The sequence below is a fragment of the Microbispora sp. NPDC088329 genome, assembly GCF_040685655.1.
Lineage (GTDB): Bacteria > Actinomycetota > Actinomycetes > Streptosporangiales > Streptosporangiaceae > Microbispora.
In genome coordinates this window covers 75,583-91,327 of record NZ_JBFBIP010000021.1, presented here as the reverse complement: position 1 = coordinate 91,327, position 15,745 = coordinate 75,583, and the positions used below count along the sequence as shown (strand labels likewise).

The following is a 15,745-nucleotide window of genomic DNA, read 5'->3' as shown; positions in this document are numbered from 1 at the left end:
TCCGCATGGCGATGCCGCTGGCCCGGGACGTCGTCGAGGAGATCGCCAAGCAATACGGGGTCTGTATCCGCCCGGTTCCGCTGAGGCGGCAGGACATCCTCACCGGCCGGGTTGAGGTCATCGACGTGCCATGCGGGGCCACCTTGGAGAGCAAGTGCCCGCCGTGCGCCAAGCGCAACCGGCAACTTCGGCGGGCGCAGTGCCGGGAGGGCTGGCACCTCGACCACGAACCCGTGAACCTGCCGGACAACGCCGATGAGTATCAGCGTCACCTCGTCGAGCTGCGGGCCGACGCCCAGGCATGGCGGGACGAGGTGGAAAAGGCCGGCGGCGACACCACCGACCTGGACGCCGCGATCGTGGAACTGGACGAGGAGATCAACGCCGCTGGGATGCGCGGCAACGTCCTCGGCCGTACCTCCGGCAAGCGGTCCCGCTCGACCAAACGGCGGCAGGACGCCCCGGACCTGCCCAAGCGGCAAATGATCAAGACCACGTTGGGGCGGACATTCACCGGCTCGGACGGCAAGGTCTACCGACCGTCGATGTTCGTCACCCTCACCCTGCCCTCCTACGGGCGGGTGCTGGAGGGTGCGCCTCTCAACCCGGACGCCTACGACTACGGCCGAGCCGCCCGGGACGCGCTGCACTTCTCCAAGCTCGTGGATCGCTTCGTGCAGAACCTCCGCCGGGTGGCGGGCTATGACGTGCAGTACTTCGCCACCGTCGAGCCTCAGAAGCGGCTCGCGCCGCATCTGCACATGGCGATCCGCGGCACCCTCCCGCGTGCGGAGCTGCGGCAGATCATCGCGGCCACGTATCACCAGGTGTGGTGGCCTTCGACGGACACGGTTCGTTTCGAGGGTGACCATCTGCCCGTGTGGGAGGACGGGGCCGGCTACCTCGACCCGACCACGGGGGAAGTCCTGCCGACCTGGGAACAGGCCCTCGACGCCCTCGACCAGGACGAGGACGCCGAACCCCTGCACGTGCTCCGCTTCGGCGACCAGGCCGACATCAAGGGCGTGCTCGCCGGAACCCCGGACGCCGATCAGCTCATTCAATACCTGTCGAAATACCTGACCAAGAGCCTCGGCGATGCCCTCGGCACCGACGACCCACGCCGCAAGGCCCACGCCGAACGGCTCCTCGACGCCCTGCGCTTCGAGCCGTGCTCACCCACCTGCCCGAACTGGCTGCGCTACGGGGTGCAGCCCAAGGGCGCCAAGCCCGGCATGGCCCCGGGCCGGTGCAAGGGCAAGGCACACAAGCCCGATCACCTCGGCTACGCGGGCCGCCGCGTCCTGGTCTCAAGGAAGTGGTCCAACAAGACCCTCACGGAACACAAGCAGGACCGCCGCACTTGGGTCCTGGAAGCCCTCGGCCTGCCTGACGAGCCGGTCGACCCCCACCGCTACATCTGGCGACCGGTCAAACCCGGTGATCCCGACCTGGCCCCGATCGGCGTACGGCTCCTGCGGTCGGTCCACGAACGCCAGCGCTGGCGCAACCACCTCGACCGGCTCCAGACCGAGGCAGACGGCCAAGATCTTTCGGCAACTGAAGGGAGGGCGGCATGAAGAAGGACGACAAGCTGATGACGGTTCCCGAGATCCTCGACGCGCTCGGCGGCATCTCCCGCCGCACCTTCTACCGCTGGCGTGAGATCGGCAAAGCTCCGGAGGGCTTCAAGCTCCCCAACGGGGAGATCCGCATCTACCGCAGCGAGTTCACCGCCTGGCTTGAGAGCCTCCGGGAGGTCGCGTGAACGCCTCCTATGACGTGAAGTTCTGGGAGACCAGGCGGAACAAGTCGAGCAAGAAGCCGTCCTATGAGGTGCGCTGGAAGGTCGGCGGCCGGGAGAAGTCCAAGAGCTTCGGGACCAAGGCGCTCGCGGACAACTGGCTGTCCGACCTGCGGCAGGCCGCCAAGCGCGGCGAGGCGTTCGACGTGGAGACCGGCCTCCCGGAATTCATGCTCAAGGCCAAGAAGGCGCGCACCTGGTTCGCCTTCGCCGTCGCGTACGTTGAGACCCGCTGGCCTCACTCGGCGGCCAAGAGCCGGGAGGGCATGACGGACGCGCTGTCCAACGTCACGCCCGTGCTCACCGGCGACCGGCCGGGCCGCCCCGATGACGAGACTCTGCGGCGGGCGCTGCGCGAGTTCGCCTTCATCCCGGCCGGCCGTCGCCCGGCCCCCTCGCCGGAGATCGCGGCGGCGCTGCGCTGGCTGGAAGCGGCCTCGCTGCCCTTGACGGCGCTGGAGGACGCCAAGCACGCCAGGGCGGCCCTGGACGCTCTCGCGCTCCTCCTCGACGGCAAGGCCGCCGCGGCGTCCACCTTTCGGCGCAAGAGAGCCGTCTTCCATCACGCCCTGGAGTACGCGGTTGAGCTGGAAGAGCTTTCGGCAAATCCGCTCGACCGGGTGAAGCTGCGCCGCCCCAAGACGAGCGGGGAGGTAGATCGGCGATCCGTCGTCAACCCGGCCCAGGCGCGAGAGCTCCTCGTCGCGCTCACCTACTGCGGCCGGACGCGCGGCCCGATGCTGGCCGCGATGTTCGCCTGCATGTACTTCGGCGGCCTGCGCCCCGCCGAGGCGGCCGGGCTACGTGAGAAGGACTGCCACCTTCCCGAAACTGGCTGGGGCCTGCTGACGCTGGAGAAGACCCGGCCGCAGAGCGGCAAGCGGTTCACCGACTCGGGGGAGGGGTTCGACGAACGGGGCCTCAAGCACCGTGCGGACGGTACTACGCGGGTCGTTCCCATCCCGCCGGAACTGGTCGCGATCCTGCGCACGCACCTGGAGACGTACGGCACGGCCAAGGACGGCCGGCTCTTCCGCACGCGGACCGGGGGCGTCATCTCGGCCTCGGCCTACGCGAAGATCTGGAAGGAGGCTCGGACGTACGCGCTGACGCCCGAGCAGGTCGCCTCGCCCCTGGCGGCCCGGCCGTACGACCTGCGCCACGCGGCCGTGTCCCTCTGGCTCAACGCCGGGGTCCACGCCCCGGAAGCGGCGGAGCGCGCCGGTCACGGCATTGACGTGATGCTTCGGGTCTACGCCAAGTGCATCGACGGACAGCGTGAGATCGCCAATCAGCGGATACAGGCGGCCCTCGTCGGGTGAACGCCTACAGCCTCGTCTCAGGGTCTCGGGTCACTCCGGGACCCTTCGGCGTTTCCAGAGGCGGGTACCCATCCCGCAGATGCACCGGAAACCGCATCGCGACCTGGGAAAACGTGGTCCGCGTCATCCCGCGTATATCCCGTGACTGGCGACAAACGGCGGCTCTCGGTGGCCTACGGCTGCATGTCAGGCAAGCATGATCAATAGAGAAGCCGCAGCTCAGGCAGGGTTTCCCTGATCAAACGTGGTAGGGCGGGTGGGACTTGAACCCACGACCCACGGATTATGAGTCCGATGCTCTGACCGGCTGAGCTACCGCCCCGCAATGGTGGAGTCTCTCACAACTTAGCGGGAGAGGGGATCGGCGCGCGGAGGTGAGCGGCGGCCTTCGGCCCTGGGCGTAATCACACCCGGCTCGTCCTGTCGGTTGATCGTCCGTGCTGGGGCCTGATTGTTCCTCTGCGAGTCATGCGCCGTATGTCCGGGTATGTGACGTATGAGGCGACAACGCGCCACACGACGGCTCTGCGAAACGTGGCTCCGCAACGAATCGGAGGGTGCCCCGTGGGGAGACGACTGGCGGGCGTCTGCGTGCTGCTCCTGATGTCCCTTCCCGCCTGCGGGCAGGGCGGGCCGCAGCCGGGAGCGGAACTCGGAGCGGTCGGTGACGTGGGTGAGGGCTTCACCGTCGGCCTGCTGCTTCCCGGCGAGGGACCTGACCGGCCTCTGTTCACCCGGGCCCTGGCGTCGCTGTGCCCGCGCTGCCACGTCCAGTACGCGAACGCCGGGGGTGATCGGGCCCGGCAGGGACGGCAGATCGGCCGGATGCTGGCCGACGGCGTGCGGGTGCTGGTCCTCGGCGCGGTGGATCCCGAGGTCGCCGCCCCCTGGGTGGCCAGGGCCAAGCTCTCGGGGGCGAAGGTCATCGCGTACGGCCGGCTGGCGAACGGGCCGGTGGACGCCTACGTCGCGACGGATCCGGCACGCGTCGGGCGGGAGCAGGCACTGGCGCTGCTCGGGGCCATGAAGGTCGCCGGGCCGGTGCTGCTTCTCAACGGACCCGCCTCGGACCCCTACGCCGCGCGGGTGAAGCGGGGCCTGCACGCCGTGCTCGACGGCCGGGTAAGGGTCGGCTGGGAACGGGACGTGGCACGGCCGGAGGAGGCGGTGGGCGAGGTGGCGGCGGCCGTCGCCGCGCTCGGCGGGCCCGCGAAGGTGGCGGGCGTGTGCTGCGCGAGCGAAGCGGCGGCGGAGGCCGTCGCGGCCGAGATGGCGAGGACGGGAATGGCCGGGGTGCCGTTGATCGGGTATGGCGGGCGGCCCGCCGCGCTGGGACGTGTAAGGGCCGGCACGCAGACGGCCACTGTGGGCACCGACGCCGCGGCCGAGGCGTCCGCCGCCGCCAAGCTGGCGGTCGAGCTCGCGGGCGGCAGGACGGTGTACGGCACGGCCGTCGTGGCCAACGGGACGACGGTTTCGATCCCGGCGGTGCTGGTCCCGCCCGTCGTGGTCACGAGAACGGCGACTCACAAGGCCCCCGATCCCGGGACCGCCCGCGGACAGAGCGCGCCCCCGCACTGATACGTCCGCGCTCAGCCGGCATGCGGTGTGGGGCGCATGCCTTCGAGCAGGGTGGCGAGGTACCGGCGGGCGGTGCCGACCCGGTCGGCGGGGGTGCCGCCGTGGACGGTCACGGCGTGGGCGATGCCGCACATGAGCGGGACGAGGTCGGTGGCGGCGAGGTCGGGACGGACGACTCCGGCATGGCGGGCCCGCTCGAGCAGCGCCGTGCCGGCGGACGCCAGCGACTTCTTGAGTTCCGTGGTGCGCGGCAGGGCGTCCGTGGTCGCCGCGGCGACCGGGGGCAGGGCGGCGTCGGTGACCTGTGCTTCGACGATGCGGTGCAGGAAGCCCTCCAGAGCGCGCCGGGGGTCGGTGTCCGCCAAAGCCTGCTCGCCGTGCGCGGCCAGGGCTTCCAGGCAGGGAGCGGCGACGGCCTCCAGCAGTGCCTCGGGGGTGGCGAAGTGCCGGTAGACCGTGGCGACGCCGAGGCCTGCCCGGCGTGCGACGTCGTTGAGCTGCAATGCCGTGCCCTGGTCGACCAGGTCCCGGGCGATGGCGACGATCCGCTCCCAGTTGCGGGCGGCGTCTTTGCGCAGCTGCGTGCTCGTCATGTGGGAAGAATCCAGGATGCTCGTCGTGGTTCACGGGCTCGTCCGATCATATGCGGGCGCTCCGGGGGGACCCGGTTGCCGGGCTGCCCGCGGCGGGAGTCCGGCGTGTGCCCCGGGAGAGCGACGAGAACGAGCCGGCGCTGACAGGGCGACACGGCGGGCGCCCGGGGACGCGCCCGCGGATGGTCAGGCATCCGTTCCGGCCGCCACAGGCGCGTGGGTTTCGCTGAGCAGGCGTACGGCCTCGGCGATGCGGCGGTCGGTCGCCGCGCGGAACGGGGCGACGGGGTGAGCCTGGGGCCCGATGACGAGACCGGTCCGGCCGGTCAGCGCGTGGTCGGTGGCGGCGGTGATCGAGGGCCTGGCCGCCGCGGACGCCGGACCGGAGGTGGAGCGTTCGAACGTGCGGCGCACCAGCGGCCACAGCAGCCGCAGGGCGGGAGAGACGATTTTCGGGTCGGTCAGGGTGCCGTTGGTCATGTCGGTCGCGGCGCCCCCGGGATCGGCGGCGAAGACCGACACGCCCGTGCCGTCCAGCCGCCTCGCCAGGTCGAGCGTGTAGGCGAGGTTGGCGAGCTTGGCGCGGCCGTACCAGTGGAAGCCGTAGTAGCCGCCCGGCGGCTCGACGGCGTCGAACACTCGCTTGGCGGTGCCGACCGCGCCCGAGGTCACGTTCACGATCCTGCTCGGCGCCCCGGCGGTGAGCGTGGGCAGCAGCAGTTCGGTCAGCAGGTACGGCGAGAGGTGGTTGACGACGAACGACGCCTCGACGCCGCCCAGGTCGGTGCGCTCGGCGAACATCGCCCCGACGTTGTTGACCAGCACCGTCAAGGGTTCCCCCGACGCGGCGTGCTCGGCGGCGATGCGGCCGGCCAGCGCGCGGACCTGGTCGAGCGAGGCGAGGTCGGCGGACAGGAACCGGCCGGGGTGCGCCGGTCGCGTCGCGTTGATCCGCTCAACCGCCCTGGCTCCCCGGCCGGGGTCGCGCCCGACCACAGTGACCGCGAACCCGGCGGCGGCCAGCCCCAGCGCGGTTTCCAGGCCGATGCCCCCCGTGCCGGCCGTGACCACGGCTGTCTTCGTCATGAGCCCCTCCATCCAGATAAACCGGATAGTTCATCCGGTAGGTGGGACGGTAGCACAATCGGATGAACTATCCGGTTCGTATGCGATCCGTATGCCCGTCGTCCAGGTCCGTCCCCCGGTCCGCGGACCAGGACGGCACGCTCCGCGGCCCGGCCCCGAAGGCGTCGGCGCACAGTTGTGCGAACCAGCCCAGGCCGGGCAGCAGCAGGACCCAGCCGGCGAGCGCCCAGCCGAGATGGAGGTGCGACGCGGCGTGGGCGAGGGCCGCCACCCCTTCGGCCCGCAGCCCGTCCGCGCGCTCGTACGTCATCCGGCGCAGGCCACGGGGATGCGCCTCGGCCGGGCGCACCCGGAGGGCGACCGGGGCGTGGCGCAGGATCCATCCGCCGACGGGCGCGCACTGCCCGCACGTCGCCGACACGTGGACGACCGCCGCCGTCGTGACGGGCGACGGCCGCAGGCGGGGCAGCCAGGCTCGTACGGACGCCCGATAGGCGACCCAGGCGCCGCCGAAGCGGCCGGCGAGCTGCTCGCCCTCGTGCCATGCCGCGAGCCCGGCGCCGTACGCGACGGTCACGCATGCCGCCGCGAGGAAGCGGACGTCCAGAACGCCGAGCAGCAGGTAGCTCGCGACCATCGACACCTGCATCGGATTGCGCACATAGGCGTACGGCCCGCTGGTGACCAGGCGGCGCGGCGCGTCGTACGGCAGCGGTGTGCCGCCGGCCGCCGCGAACTCCCGGACGGCCGCCAGGCCGAGCGTCAGCGGCACGGCCAGCACCTGGACGCCGAGGCCGGCGAGCCAGCCGGGCTGCCGCCACACCCCGGTGAGCGCGACCGGCAGCCCGAGCATGAGCCCGCCCGCGAGCACCGCCTGGAGCGTCGCCCGCCCGGCCACGGCGACGCCGCGTACGGTCCAGCGGGCGAGCAGAAGGCCGGGCACCAGACCGAGTGTCACCGCGAGCGCCTCGCCGTACAACCAGTCGCCGCCGAGCCGGACGAGCGGGCGGGCCAGGGGCATGAACGCGAGGTCCAGCCAGGCGAGCGTGAGGACGGTCAGCGGAAGCGGGAGGTCGCGGGCGGCGCGCGCGGGCAGCACCCCCCACGGCAGGGCCCCCCACAGCAGCGCCCAGCCGGACAGCAGGTCCACCGGGACCCCCTCCACCACCGCGCCCCGGGCGGAGAAGGACCACCAGCCGGCCCGCACCGCGATCACGTTGACCGGGGCGAGGGCGAGCAGGTTCCAGGCCGTCGCGAGGATCATCGCGGCGATCGCCCGCTCGGACGGCCGGCGTACGGCTGTCGCGGCCAGGACGGCGGCGAGCGGGCCGAACAGGGCCGCGCCGCGCAGGAGCGTGACAGCGGCATCCGCCACCTGTGCCGGCGCGTTCGTGATCACGAGGTGAAGGTCGCGGCGAGATAACCGGCCGCCTGCGTCGCGGCGTACCGCTGGAGCGGCCCGAAGTACCAGCCCGGGTCGAAGGTGCGCCGGTAGCGGAAGGCGACCTCCAGGCGGCGTCCCCGCCAGCGGAACTCGGCCTCGCGCAGGTCCATCCACCGGGCGAGGGTCGTGTCGCGCTCCACCCGGAAGACCGCACGGCCGGGGGAGCGCTCGGCGACCCGCAGCGTCATGGCGCGCGGTTCGAGCGGGGCGTTGATCCCGAGGGACCGCCGGGGCGTGAACGTGATCGTACGGGTGTCCCCGACGGCGAGCCCGTGCCCCTCGGCGCCGAGCGGCCGGGGAAAACCGAGCCGCAGCAGCGGCGAGGTGATCGGGCCGAAGGCGGGCGGGCGGGCCAGGGCGGCCTCGAGGTCGACGTCCCGCGTCGCCGTGGCGACCGCCGTGACCTCCTCGTCGCGCGGCAGCGAGGTGAACGGCGTCGCGCCTTCCAACAGGGCGGCCAGCAACAGCGGAGCGACGACGGCCACGGCGTGCCGGTTGTGACGGCGGACGTAGTCGACGGCGTTTCCGACGATGAAGGCGACCAGGAAGAAGAGCGGGGCCGACATCAGCAGGCAGACGACGCCCTCGCCGAGCAGCGGCCCGGCCAGCGCGAGGCCGATCGTGGTCGTGGCCATGGCGACGCCCGTGGCGCTCTTCGGCCGCGCCGTCAGCGCCACGGTGATCGCGATGGCCATCGGGATGCCCACGTAGAACAGCGAGGTCTGCTCCAGGCGGCCCGCGTGGAGCACCACGTAGAGCAGGTAGGCGGCGAACAGCCCGGCCAGCATCACGACCAGGACGAGCCGGGGCCGCCCCCGTTTTTCCGTCTCCATACGGCGCTCCTTGAGCGATGGATTTAATCGATTGATTAAACCGTATGATGAGGATCGAGGGTGTTGTCAAGGGAGGCGGATTGACGGGCAAGCGGGACTCGGGCGCGGAGACGCGCGACCGGCTCATCGAGGCGGCGGCGGAGACGTTGAGGACCCAGGGGTACGCGGGCACGAGCGCCCGGACGATCGCGAAGACGGCGGGCGTCAACTCGGCGCTGGTCTTCTACCACTTCGGCGGCGTCGATCCGCTGTTGCTGGCCGCGTTCGACCGTTCGTCGGAGGAGCGCATGCGGGCCCACCGGGAGACGGTCGCGGGGGCCTCGACCTTGGAGGAGCTGGTGGAGGCCGCGACCAGGGTCTACAGGGCCGACATCGACGGCGGGCACATCACGCTGTTCTCCGAGCTGGTCGGCGCCAGCATCGCCCGCCCCGAGCTGCGCGCGGAGATCGTCAAACGGGCCGATCCCTGGATCGACTTCGTGGAGCAGACGCTGGAGCGGGTCATCGGAGGCTCACCGCTGGCGCGGCTCATGCCGCCGCGTGACGTGGCGTACGCCGCGATCACCTTCTACCTGGGCGTCAATCTGTTCACGTACCTCGACGCGGACCGTACGCGGACCGAGGCGTTGTTCGGCCTCGCGGCACGGGTCGCGCCGCGCGCCCGCCTGCTCACCCTGCGGATGCCCCGGCGCCGCCGTCCGCCCGCCGCCGACTCGCCGAAGGAAACGCCGGAAGGGACGCCGGAATGAAAGAGCCGCGGTCGCATCGGCGACGCGACCGCGGCCGGGGGAGTCTCACTCCTCTTCGTCGGAGGGGGCGGGGGCGTCGGACGGGCGCAGGCGTTCCCAGAGCAGGAACGCGCCGCCGACGACGAGCATCGCGATGCCCGTCCACAGGTTGATGCGGATGCCCTCGGCCTTCTGGATCTCCTGGGCGCCGTCGAACAGGCCGGTGACCGTGAGGATCAGTCCGTACACCAGGAACAGACCACCGATCACCCGGCGGATGTCGAACAGCCGTTGCGGGGCGGCCATGGAAACCTCCTACAGGAAGGGCAGGTAGAACGCCGCGGCGAGGACCACCGCCCCGGCGCCGAGGATCACGGGGGAGCGGTACCAGGCGGCGTCTCCCGCCAGCGCGTCGTCGGAGACGGACGCGTCGCTCAGGCCGTAGACGAGCCCGCGCAGCTCGCTGTCCGGCTTGGGGGTGGTGGCGAGCGTGACCACGACGGAGACGATCGCGTCGACCACGAAGGCGATGCCGGCGCCCCAGAAGCTCGCGTTCAGCTCGGTGCCGAAGTCGAACACGCCCGCCTTGTAGAGGATGTACGAGGCGAAGGCGCAGACCGTGCCGCTCAGCAGGCCCCAGAAGCCCGCCCAGGCGGTCATCCGCCGCCAGAACAGGCCGATGATGAACGTCGCGAACAGCGGGGCGTTGAAGAACGAGAACAGCGACTGCAGGTAATTCATGATGTTGCCGAAGCCCGCGGCGATGAACGCGGTGCCGATTCCGGCGAGGACGCCCACCACGGTCGCGATGCGGCCGAGCCGCACGTACCACTCGTCGGGGTGGTCGCCGTTGATGTGCGCCTTCCAGATGTCCTGCGTGAAGACCGTGTTGAAGCCGCTGATGTTGGCGGCCATGCCGGCCATGAACGACGCGAGCAGGCCGGTCACCGCGACGCCGAGCACACCGTTGGGCAGGAACTCGTTCATGAGCAGCGGGATCGCCTCGTTGTACGTCGGCCCGCCGTCCTTGCCGAGGTTGTTGAAGAGCACGAGCGCGACGAGACCGGGGATCACGGTGACGATCGGGATCACGAGCTTCGGGTAGGCCGCGACGATCGGGGTCAGCCGGGCCGCGTTGGTGTTGCGTGCCGACAGCGCGCGCTGCACCTCGGCGAAGTTCGTGGTCCAGTAGCCGAAGGACAGCACGAAGCCGAGGCCGAAGACGATGCCGATCCAGTTGGCGTCGAGCGGGTTGCCGGTGCCGGCGGTGTGCGCCCAGGTGTGCAGCCCGCCCTCGCCGAGCACGCTCTGCCTGACCTTCTCGCCGAGCCCGGAGAAGCCGCCGACCCGGGTCAGGCCGATGATCACGACCGGCACGAGCCCGGCGACGATCACGAAGAACTGCATGACCTCGTTGTAGATCGCCGAGGACAGGCCGCCGAGCGTGATGTACGCCAGCACGATCGCGGCCGACACGATGATCGACAGCCACAGCGGCCACCCGAGCAGGGCGTCCATGATGAGCGCCAGCGCGTACAGGTTGATCCCGGCGATGAGGATCTGCGCGACGGCGAAGGTCCCGGCGTTGAGCAGCTGGGTCGCCCCGTTGAAGCGCCGGCGCATGAACTCGGGGACGCTGTGCACCTTGGACCGGTAGTAGAACGGCATCATCACGACGCCGAGGAACACCATGGCGGGGACCGCGCCGATCCAGTAGTAGTGCAGGGTCATCGCGCCGTACTGCGCGCCGTTCGCCGCCATGCCGAGGACCTCGGTGGCGCCGAGGTTGGCGGACATGAAGGCCAGGCCGGTGATCCAGGCGGGAAGTGCGCGGCCCGAGAGGAAGAAGTCCAGACTCGTCCGTACGGCCCGCTTGGCGGCGAAGCCGATTCCCAGTACCACGAGGAAGTACAGGGCGAGGATCACGTAGTCCAGGACGTTGACGTCGAGCCGCAGATCCTGTGCGGCCAGCAATTGGGCATCAGGCACGCCACGCCAGCTACCCGCAGGTATCGGCCTTTCACAACCGTCGCCCCTGTATACCCAATCGTGACAAAAGCCCAGGTGAGGGCATCGCAAAGCCGGTGGGAAGGCGCGCGACGGAGTCCAGAGTGGCGGGGGAGCAGGGGGGTAGGCGAGGGAGAGCAGGAGAACACCGACGAAGGGAGGCACGTCATGGCCGACACACCGAACCCGATCCAGTTGCAGAAGCACCTGAAGGGCGTCGACTACCCGGCCGGCAAGTCGGACCTGGTCCGCACGGCCCGTGACCAGGGCGCGGACGAAAAGATCATCGACGCGCTGGAACGCATCCCGGACCGGCAGTACGACGGCCCCAACGCGGTCAGCAAGGCGGTCACCGAGGCCAAGTGACAGGTGGTCCCGGCGTGGGGCGGCCGGTGCGGGACGAGGCGTTCCCGCGCCGGCCGCCCGCTCGTGCCGCCTCCTCGCGTCTCGGCGCGGCCGGTGCGCGGGTCAGGGGGCGCGAATCAGGGGGCGCTGGTCAGGACCAGACGGCGGCGATCGGCTCGGCGAGGGCGGCGGCCTGGTTGATCCCCGCCTCGAAGGCCGGTCCCCACAGGGCCGGGTCGAGCACGTTCTGTCCGAACACCGCGACCGCCGCCTCGTCCGGATGGACGACGTGCGACGCCGCCGCGCCCGCCTCCGCCATCTCGGCGTCGAGGACGGCCCGGGGGGTCAGGTTGCCGAGCGGTTCGAGCACCACGAGCGCGCGGGCGCCCGCCGCGAGGTCGGCGTTGGTCGCCGAACGGACCCCGCCGTCCACGTACTTGCGGCCGTTGATCTCCACCGGCGGGAAGACCATCGGCACGGCGCAGCTCGACGCGACGGCGAGCACCAGCGGCGCGCCGGAGGACCGGTCCCACACCACGAACTCACCGGTGGCCGCGTCCACACTGGTGATCAGCAGCTCGCGCTCGGGCCACTCCTTGACCGGCAGCCGTTCGCCGACCGCCGCGAGCCGGTCGGCGTAATGGTCGACCCTGGCCGCCAGGGCCATCTGGCCGACCCGCCGCCGGGCCTCCCGCCGGTCGAGGTTCGGGTCGAACATGATGGCGAACGCCTGCATGACCTCGTTCATGTGATCGATGGCCGGGGGCGGGCCCGTGTCCACCTTCGCCTGGTGGGCGACGGCCTTCTCCAGGTCGGCGCCGGTGGCGACGAGCGTTCCGACGACCGAGCCGGCAGAGGTGCCGATGATGCGGTCCGCCGTCCCCAGGTCCACGCCGAGGCGGCGCAGGCCGGTGACGATTCCCGCCTCCCAGGCGATGCCGGCGACTCCTCCGCCGCCGAGCACGAGAGCAGTAGTCATGCCGGAATTATGTTCCACCAGTCGCCGTGCTCCGGCCGAATCATGACAAAACGCGCTGCATGGAGGCGGTCCGCCGGGCGCTGAAACCGGTTGCGATTTGTCTGGACGCCAAACTATTGACGCGGCTTCTGCGGATGTGTGAATCTTCCCTTCAGATTTCCATGCACGTGGCAGAAGGACGGTCAGGGTCCCCACCTGGTCGTGCATGGCCGGTTGTCCATGCTCGGAGGGAAAACCGTCCATGCGAAGATTCGCAACCATGCTCGTGGTCGCCGCCGTGGCCCTGGTCACGGCCGTGATCAGGATGAGCCCGGTGTCGGCCGTCGCGGCCGATCCGTACACCTTCAAGAACGTCCAGATCGCCGGGGGCGGCTTCGTGCCCGGCATCGTCTTCAGCCCCGTCCAGAAGGACCTGATCTACGCGCGCACCGACATCGGCGGCGCGTACCGGTGGAACCAGTCGTCCCAGACCTGGACGCCGCTGCTCGACTGGGTCGGCCAGTCCAACTGGGGCTACAACGGCGTCGTCAGTGTGGCCCCCGACCCGGTGGACGCCAACAAGGTGTACGCCGCCGTCGGCATGTACACCAACAGCTGGGACCCCAACAACGGCGCGATCCTGCGCTCGTCGAACAAGGGCGACACCTGGCAGGTGGCCCCGCTGCCGTTCAAGCTGGGCGGCAACATGCCTGGCCGCGGCATGGGCGAGCGCCTCGCCGTGGACCCGAACAAGAACAGCGTCCTCTACTTCGGCGCGCCCAGCGGCAACGGCCTGTGGCGGAGCACCGACTCCGGTGCGACGTGGTCCAAGGTGACCAACTTCCCGAACGCCGGCAACTACGTCGCCAGCCCCGGAGACGCCTACAACGGTGACAACCAGGGCGTTGTCTGGGTGACCTTCGACAAGCGCACCGGCACGTCGGGCAACGCCACCCAGACCATCTACGTCGGCGTGGCCGACAAGAGCAACACGGTCTACCGCACCACCAACGGCGGCACCTCGTGGGAGCGCGTCGCCGGGCAGCCCACCGGCTACATCGCCCACAAGGGCGTGCTCGACACGGTCAACGGCTACCTCTACATCGCCACCAGCGACACCGGCGGCCCGTACGACGGCGGCAAGGGCGACGTGTGGCGCTACGCCACCGCCACCGGCACCTGGACCCAGATCAGCCCGATCCCGTCCAGCAGCGGCGACGACTACTTCGGCTACAGCGGCCTGACCATCGACCGGCAGAACCCGAAGACCATCATGGTCGCCACCCAGGTCTCCTGGTGGCCCGACGCCATCTTCTGGCGGAGCACCGACAGCGGCGCGACCTGGACCCGCATCTGGGACTGGACGTCCTACCCGGAGCGCAGCTTCCGCTACAAGATGGACATCTCCGCCGCGCCGTGGCTGACCTTCGGGACCAACCCGCAGCCCCCGGAGGTCACGCCCAAGCTCGGCTGGATGAACGAGTCGGTGGAGATCGACCCGTTCGACTCCGACCGGATGATGTACGGCACCGGCGCGACGATCTACGGCACCACCGACCTCACCAAGTGGGACTCCGGCGGCCAGTTCACGATCAAGCCGATGGTGAAGGGCCTCGAGGAGACCGCCGTGCTCGACCTGATCAGCCCGCCGACCGGCGCCCCGCTGATCAGCGCGCTCGGCGACATCGGCGGCTTCCGGCACACCAACCTCGACGCCGTGCCGTCCATGATGTTCACCCAGCCCGTCTTCACCTCCACGACCTCGCTCGACTACGCCGAGACCAACCCGAGCGTGATGGTGCGGGCCGGCAACTTCACCGACTCCGATCGGCCGAACGACAGCCACGTGGCCTTCTCCACCGACGGCGGGGCCAACTGGTTCCAGGGCACCGAGCCGGGCGGCGTCAACAACGGCGGCACCGTCGCCGCGGCGGCCGACGGCAGCCGCTTCGTGTGGGCGCCGGGCGACCCCGGCATACAGGTCGTCTACTCCGTCGGCTACGGCAACAGCTGGAGCGCATCCAGCGGCGTCCCGGCGGGCGCGATCGTCGAGTCCGACCGGGTGAACGCCCAGAAGTTCTACGCCTTCTCCGGCGGCAAGTTCTACGTGAGCACCAACGGCGGTGCGAGCTTCGCCGCCACCGCGGCGACCGGGCTGCCCACGACCGGCGTGCACTTCAAGGCGCTGCCCGGCAAGGAGGGCGACATCTGGCTGGCCGGTGAGGGCGGCCTGTGGCACTCCACCAACTCGGGCGCCTCGTTCACCAAGCTGTCGAACGTCGGCAGCTCGATCAACATCGGCTTCGGCAAGGCGGCGCCCGGCAAGACCTACCAGGCCCTCTACCTGATGGGCACGGTGGACGGCGTGCAGGGCCTGTTCCGGTCCGACGACACCGGCGCGAGCTGGGTGCGCATCAACGACGACCAGCACCAGTACGGGAACGCGGGCGAGGCCCTGACCGGCGACCCGCGGATCTACGGCAGGGTCTACCTCGGCACCAACGGCCGGGGCGTCATCTACAGCGACCGCAACGGCGGGACCTCGCCGTCCCCCTCCCCGTCGGCGTCCGCTTCGGTCTCGCCGTCGGCGTCCCCGTCGGCGTCCCCCTCTGTGTCCCCGTCGCCCAGCCCGTCGCCCTCGCCCAGCCCCTCCCCGAGCCCGTCGCCTTCGGCGAGCCCGTCGGGCAGCGGCGGCAAGGCGTGCTCGGCGACGTACAACGTCGTCAACCAGTGGCCGGGCGGCTTCCAGGGCGAGGTCACGGTGAAGAACACCGGCAGCGCCCCGATCAGCGGCTGGAGCGTCAAGTGGGCCTTCGCTAACGGCCAGACGATCAGCCAGCTCTGGAACGGCACGGTGAGCCAGTCCGGGGCGAACGTCACGGTCACCAACGTGAGCTACAACGGCTCGGTCGGTTCCGGGGCGTCCGCCACGTTCGGGTTCCAGGCGAGCTGGAACGGCGCCAACGCCGTGCCGTCGCCGGTGACCTGCGCCGCCTCGTGAGATAGCACGGCAACGGCCGTGCGGATGCGCCGCCCGAGCGGCG

14 protein-coding genes and 1 tRNA gene are annotated in these 15,745 nt (G+C 70.8%); 7 read left to right on the top strand and 8 right to left on the bottom strand.

Annotation, left to right across the window (positions count from 1 at the left end):
• Positions 1-5 precede the first annotated feature (5 nt).
• The 3 genes from AB0O28_RS31110 to AB0O28_RS31100 are packed head-to-tail and all read left to right on the top strand — an operon-like array spanning position 6 to position 3,126.
• Positions 6-1,580 carry a replication initiator gene (locus tag AB0O28_RS31110; RefSeq protein WP_363646182.1) on the top strand — a complete coding sequence of 525 codons (1,575 nt, stop codon included), beginning with the start codon at positions 6-8 and terminating at the stop codon, positions 1,578-1,580.
• Entirely contained in the window at positions 1,577-1,768 is a 192-nt protein-coding gene (locus tag AB0O28_RS31105; protein ID WP_363646119.1) for a helix-turn-helix domain-containing protein, read from the top strand. The genes AB0O28_RS31110 and AB0O28_RS31105 overlap by 4 nt, the downstream gene beginning before the upstream one ends.
• The gene (locus AB0O28_RS31100) at positions 1,765-3,126 is read left to right on the top strand and encodes a tyrosine-type recombinase/integrase (protein WP_363646118.1); all 1,362 of its coding nucleotides are present in this window, start codon (positions 1,765-1,767) and stop codon (positions 3,124-3,126) included. The genes AB0O28_RS31105 and AB0O28_RS31100 overlap by 4 nt, the downstream gene beginning before the upstream one ends.
• A 245-nt stretch (positions 3,127-3,371) precedes the next feature.
• Here AB0O28_RS31100 and AB0O28_RS31095 read toward each other — a convergent pair.
• Positions 3,372-3,448, bottom strand: a tRNA-Ile gene (locus tag AB0O28_RS31095).
• Between the two features lie 242 nt (positions 3,449-3,690).
• Here AB0O28_RS31095 and AB0O28_RS31090 point away from each other — a divergent pair.
• Entirely contained in the window at positions 3,691-4,707 is a 1,017-nt protein-coding gene (locus AB0O28_RS31090) for a substrate-binding domain-containing protein (protein WP_363646117.1), read from the top strand.
• Positions 4,708-4,718: 11 nt separating this feature from the next.
• On the opposite strand, the gene AB0O28_RS31085 is transcribed toward AB0O28_RS31090, so the two are convergent.
• From AB0O28_RS31085 to AB0O28_RS31070, 4 genes are all read right to left on the bottom strand, one after another.
• The gene (locus AB0O28_RS31085) at positions 4,719-5,300 is read right to left on the bottom strand and encodes a helix-turn-helix domain-containing protein (RefSeq protein WP_363646116.1); all 582 of its coding nucleotides are present in this window, start codon (positions 5,298-5,300) and stop codon (positions 4,719-4,721) included.
• A gap of 186 nt (positions 5,301-5,486) precedes the next feature.
• The gene (locus AB0O28_RS31080) at positions 5,487-6,386 is read right to left on the bottom strand and encodes an SDR family NAD(P)-dependent oxidoreductase (RefSeq protein ID WP_363646115.1); all 900 of its coding nucleotides are present in this window, start codon (positions 6,384-6,386) and stop codon (positions 5,487-5,489) included.
• A 67-nt stretch (positions 6,387-6,453) separates the two neighbouring features.
• A complete protein-coding gene (locus AB0O28_RS31075; protein WP_363646114.1) occupies positions 6,454-7,785 on the bottom strand; it encodes an isoprenylcysteine carboxylmethyltransferase family protein in 1,332 nt (443 codons plus the stop codon).
• The gene (locus AB0O28_RS31070) at positions 7,782-8,663 is read right to left on the bottom strand and encodes a hypothetical protein (protein ID WP_363646113.1); all 882 of its coding nucleotides are present in this window, start codon (positions 8,661-8,663) and stop codon (positions 7,782-7,784) included. Before AB0O28_RS31070 ends, AB0O28_RS31075 begins: the two co-directional genes overlap by 4 nt.
• Before the next feature lie 47 nt (positions 8,664-8,710).
• Here AB0O28_RS31070 and AB0O28_RS31065 point away from each other — a divergent pair, with 47 nt between their 5' ends.
• Positions 8,711-9,412, top strand: a complete 702-nt coding sequence (locus tag AB0O28_RS31065) for a TetR family transcriptional regulator (RefSeq protein WP_363646181.1) — start codon at positions 8,711-8,713, stop codon at positions 9,410-9,412.
• 45 nt (positions 9,413-9,457) lie between these two features.
• On the opposite strand, the gene AB0O28_RS31060 is transcribed toward AB0O28_RS31065, so the two are convergent.
• A complete protein-coding gene (locus tag AB0O28_RS31060) occupies positions 9,458-9,697 on the bottom strand; it encodes a hypothetical protein (protein ID WP_363646112.1) in 240 nt (79 codons plus the stop codon).
• A 9-nt stretch (positions 9,698-9,706) separates the two neighbouring features.
• On the bottom strand, positions 9,707-11,380 hold the full coding sequence (locus AB0O28_RS31055) for a sodium:solute symporter family protein (protein WP_363646111.1): 1,674 nt from the start codon (positions 11,378-11,380) through the stop codon (positions 9,707-9,709).
• 186 nt (positions 11,381-11,566) lie between these two features.
• On the opposite strand from AB0O28_RS31055, the gene AB0O28_RS31050 reads away from it, so the two are divergent.
• Positions 11,567-11,764, top strand: coding sequence for a DUF2795 domain-containing protein (locus AB0O28_RS31050; protein ID WP_363646110.1), 198 nt, complete (start codon positions 11,567-11,569; stop codon positions 11,762-11,764).
• A 130-nt stretch (positions 11,765-11,894) separates the two neighbouring features.
• Here AB0O28_RS31050 and AB0O28_RS31045 read toward each other — a convergent pair whose 3' ends face one another.
• Complete coding sequence (locus tag AB0O28_RS31045) at positions 11,895-12,722, bottom strand: patatin-like phospholipase family protein (RefSeq protein ID WP_363646109.1); 828 nt, start codon at positions 12,720-12,722, stop codon at positions 11,895-11,897.
• Between the two features lie 241 nt (positions 12,723-12,963).
• Here AB0O28_RS31045 and AB0O28_RS31040 point away from each other — a divergent pair, with 241 nt between their 5' ends.
• Entirely contained in the window at positions 12,964-15,702 is a 2,739-nt protein-coding gene (locus tag AB0O28_RS31040) for a cellulose binding domain-containing protein (protein ID WP_363646108.1), read from the top strand.
• Positions 15,703-15,745 lie beyond the last annotated feature (43 nt).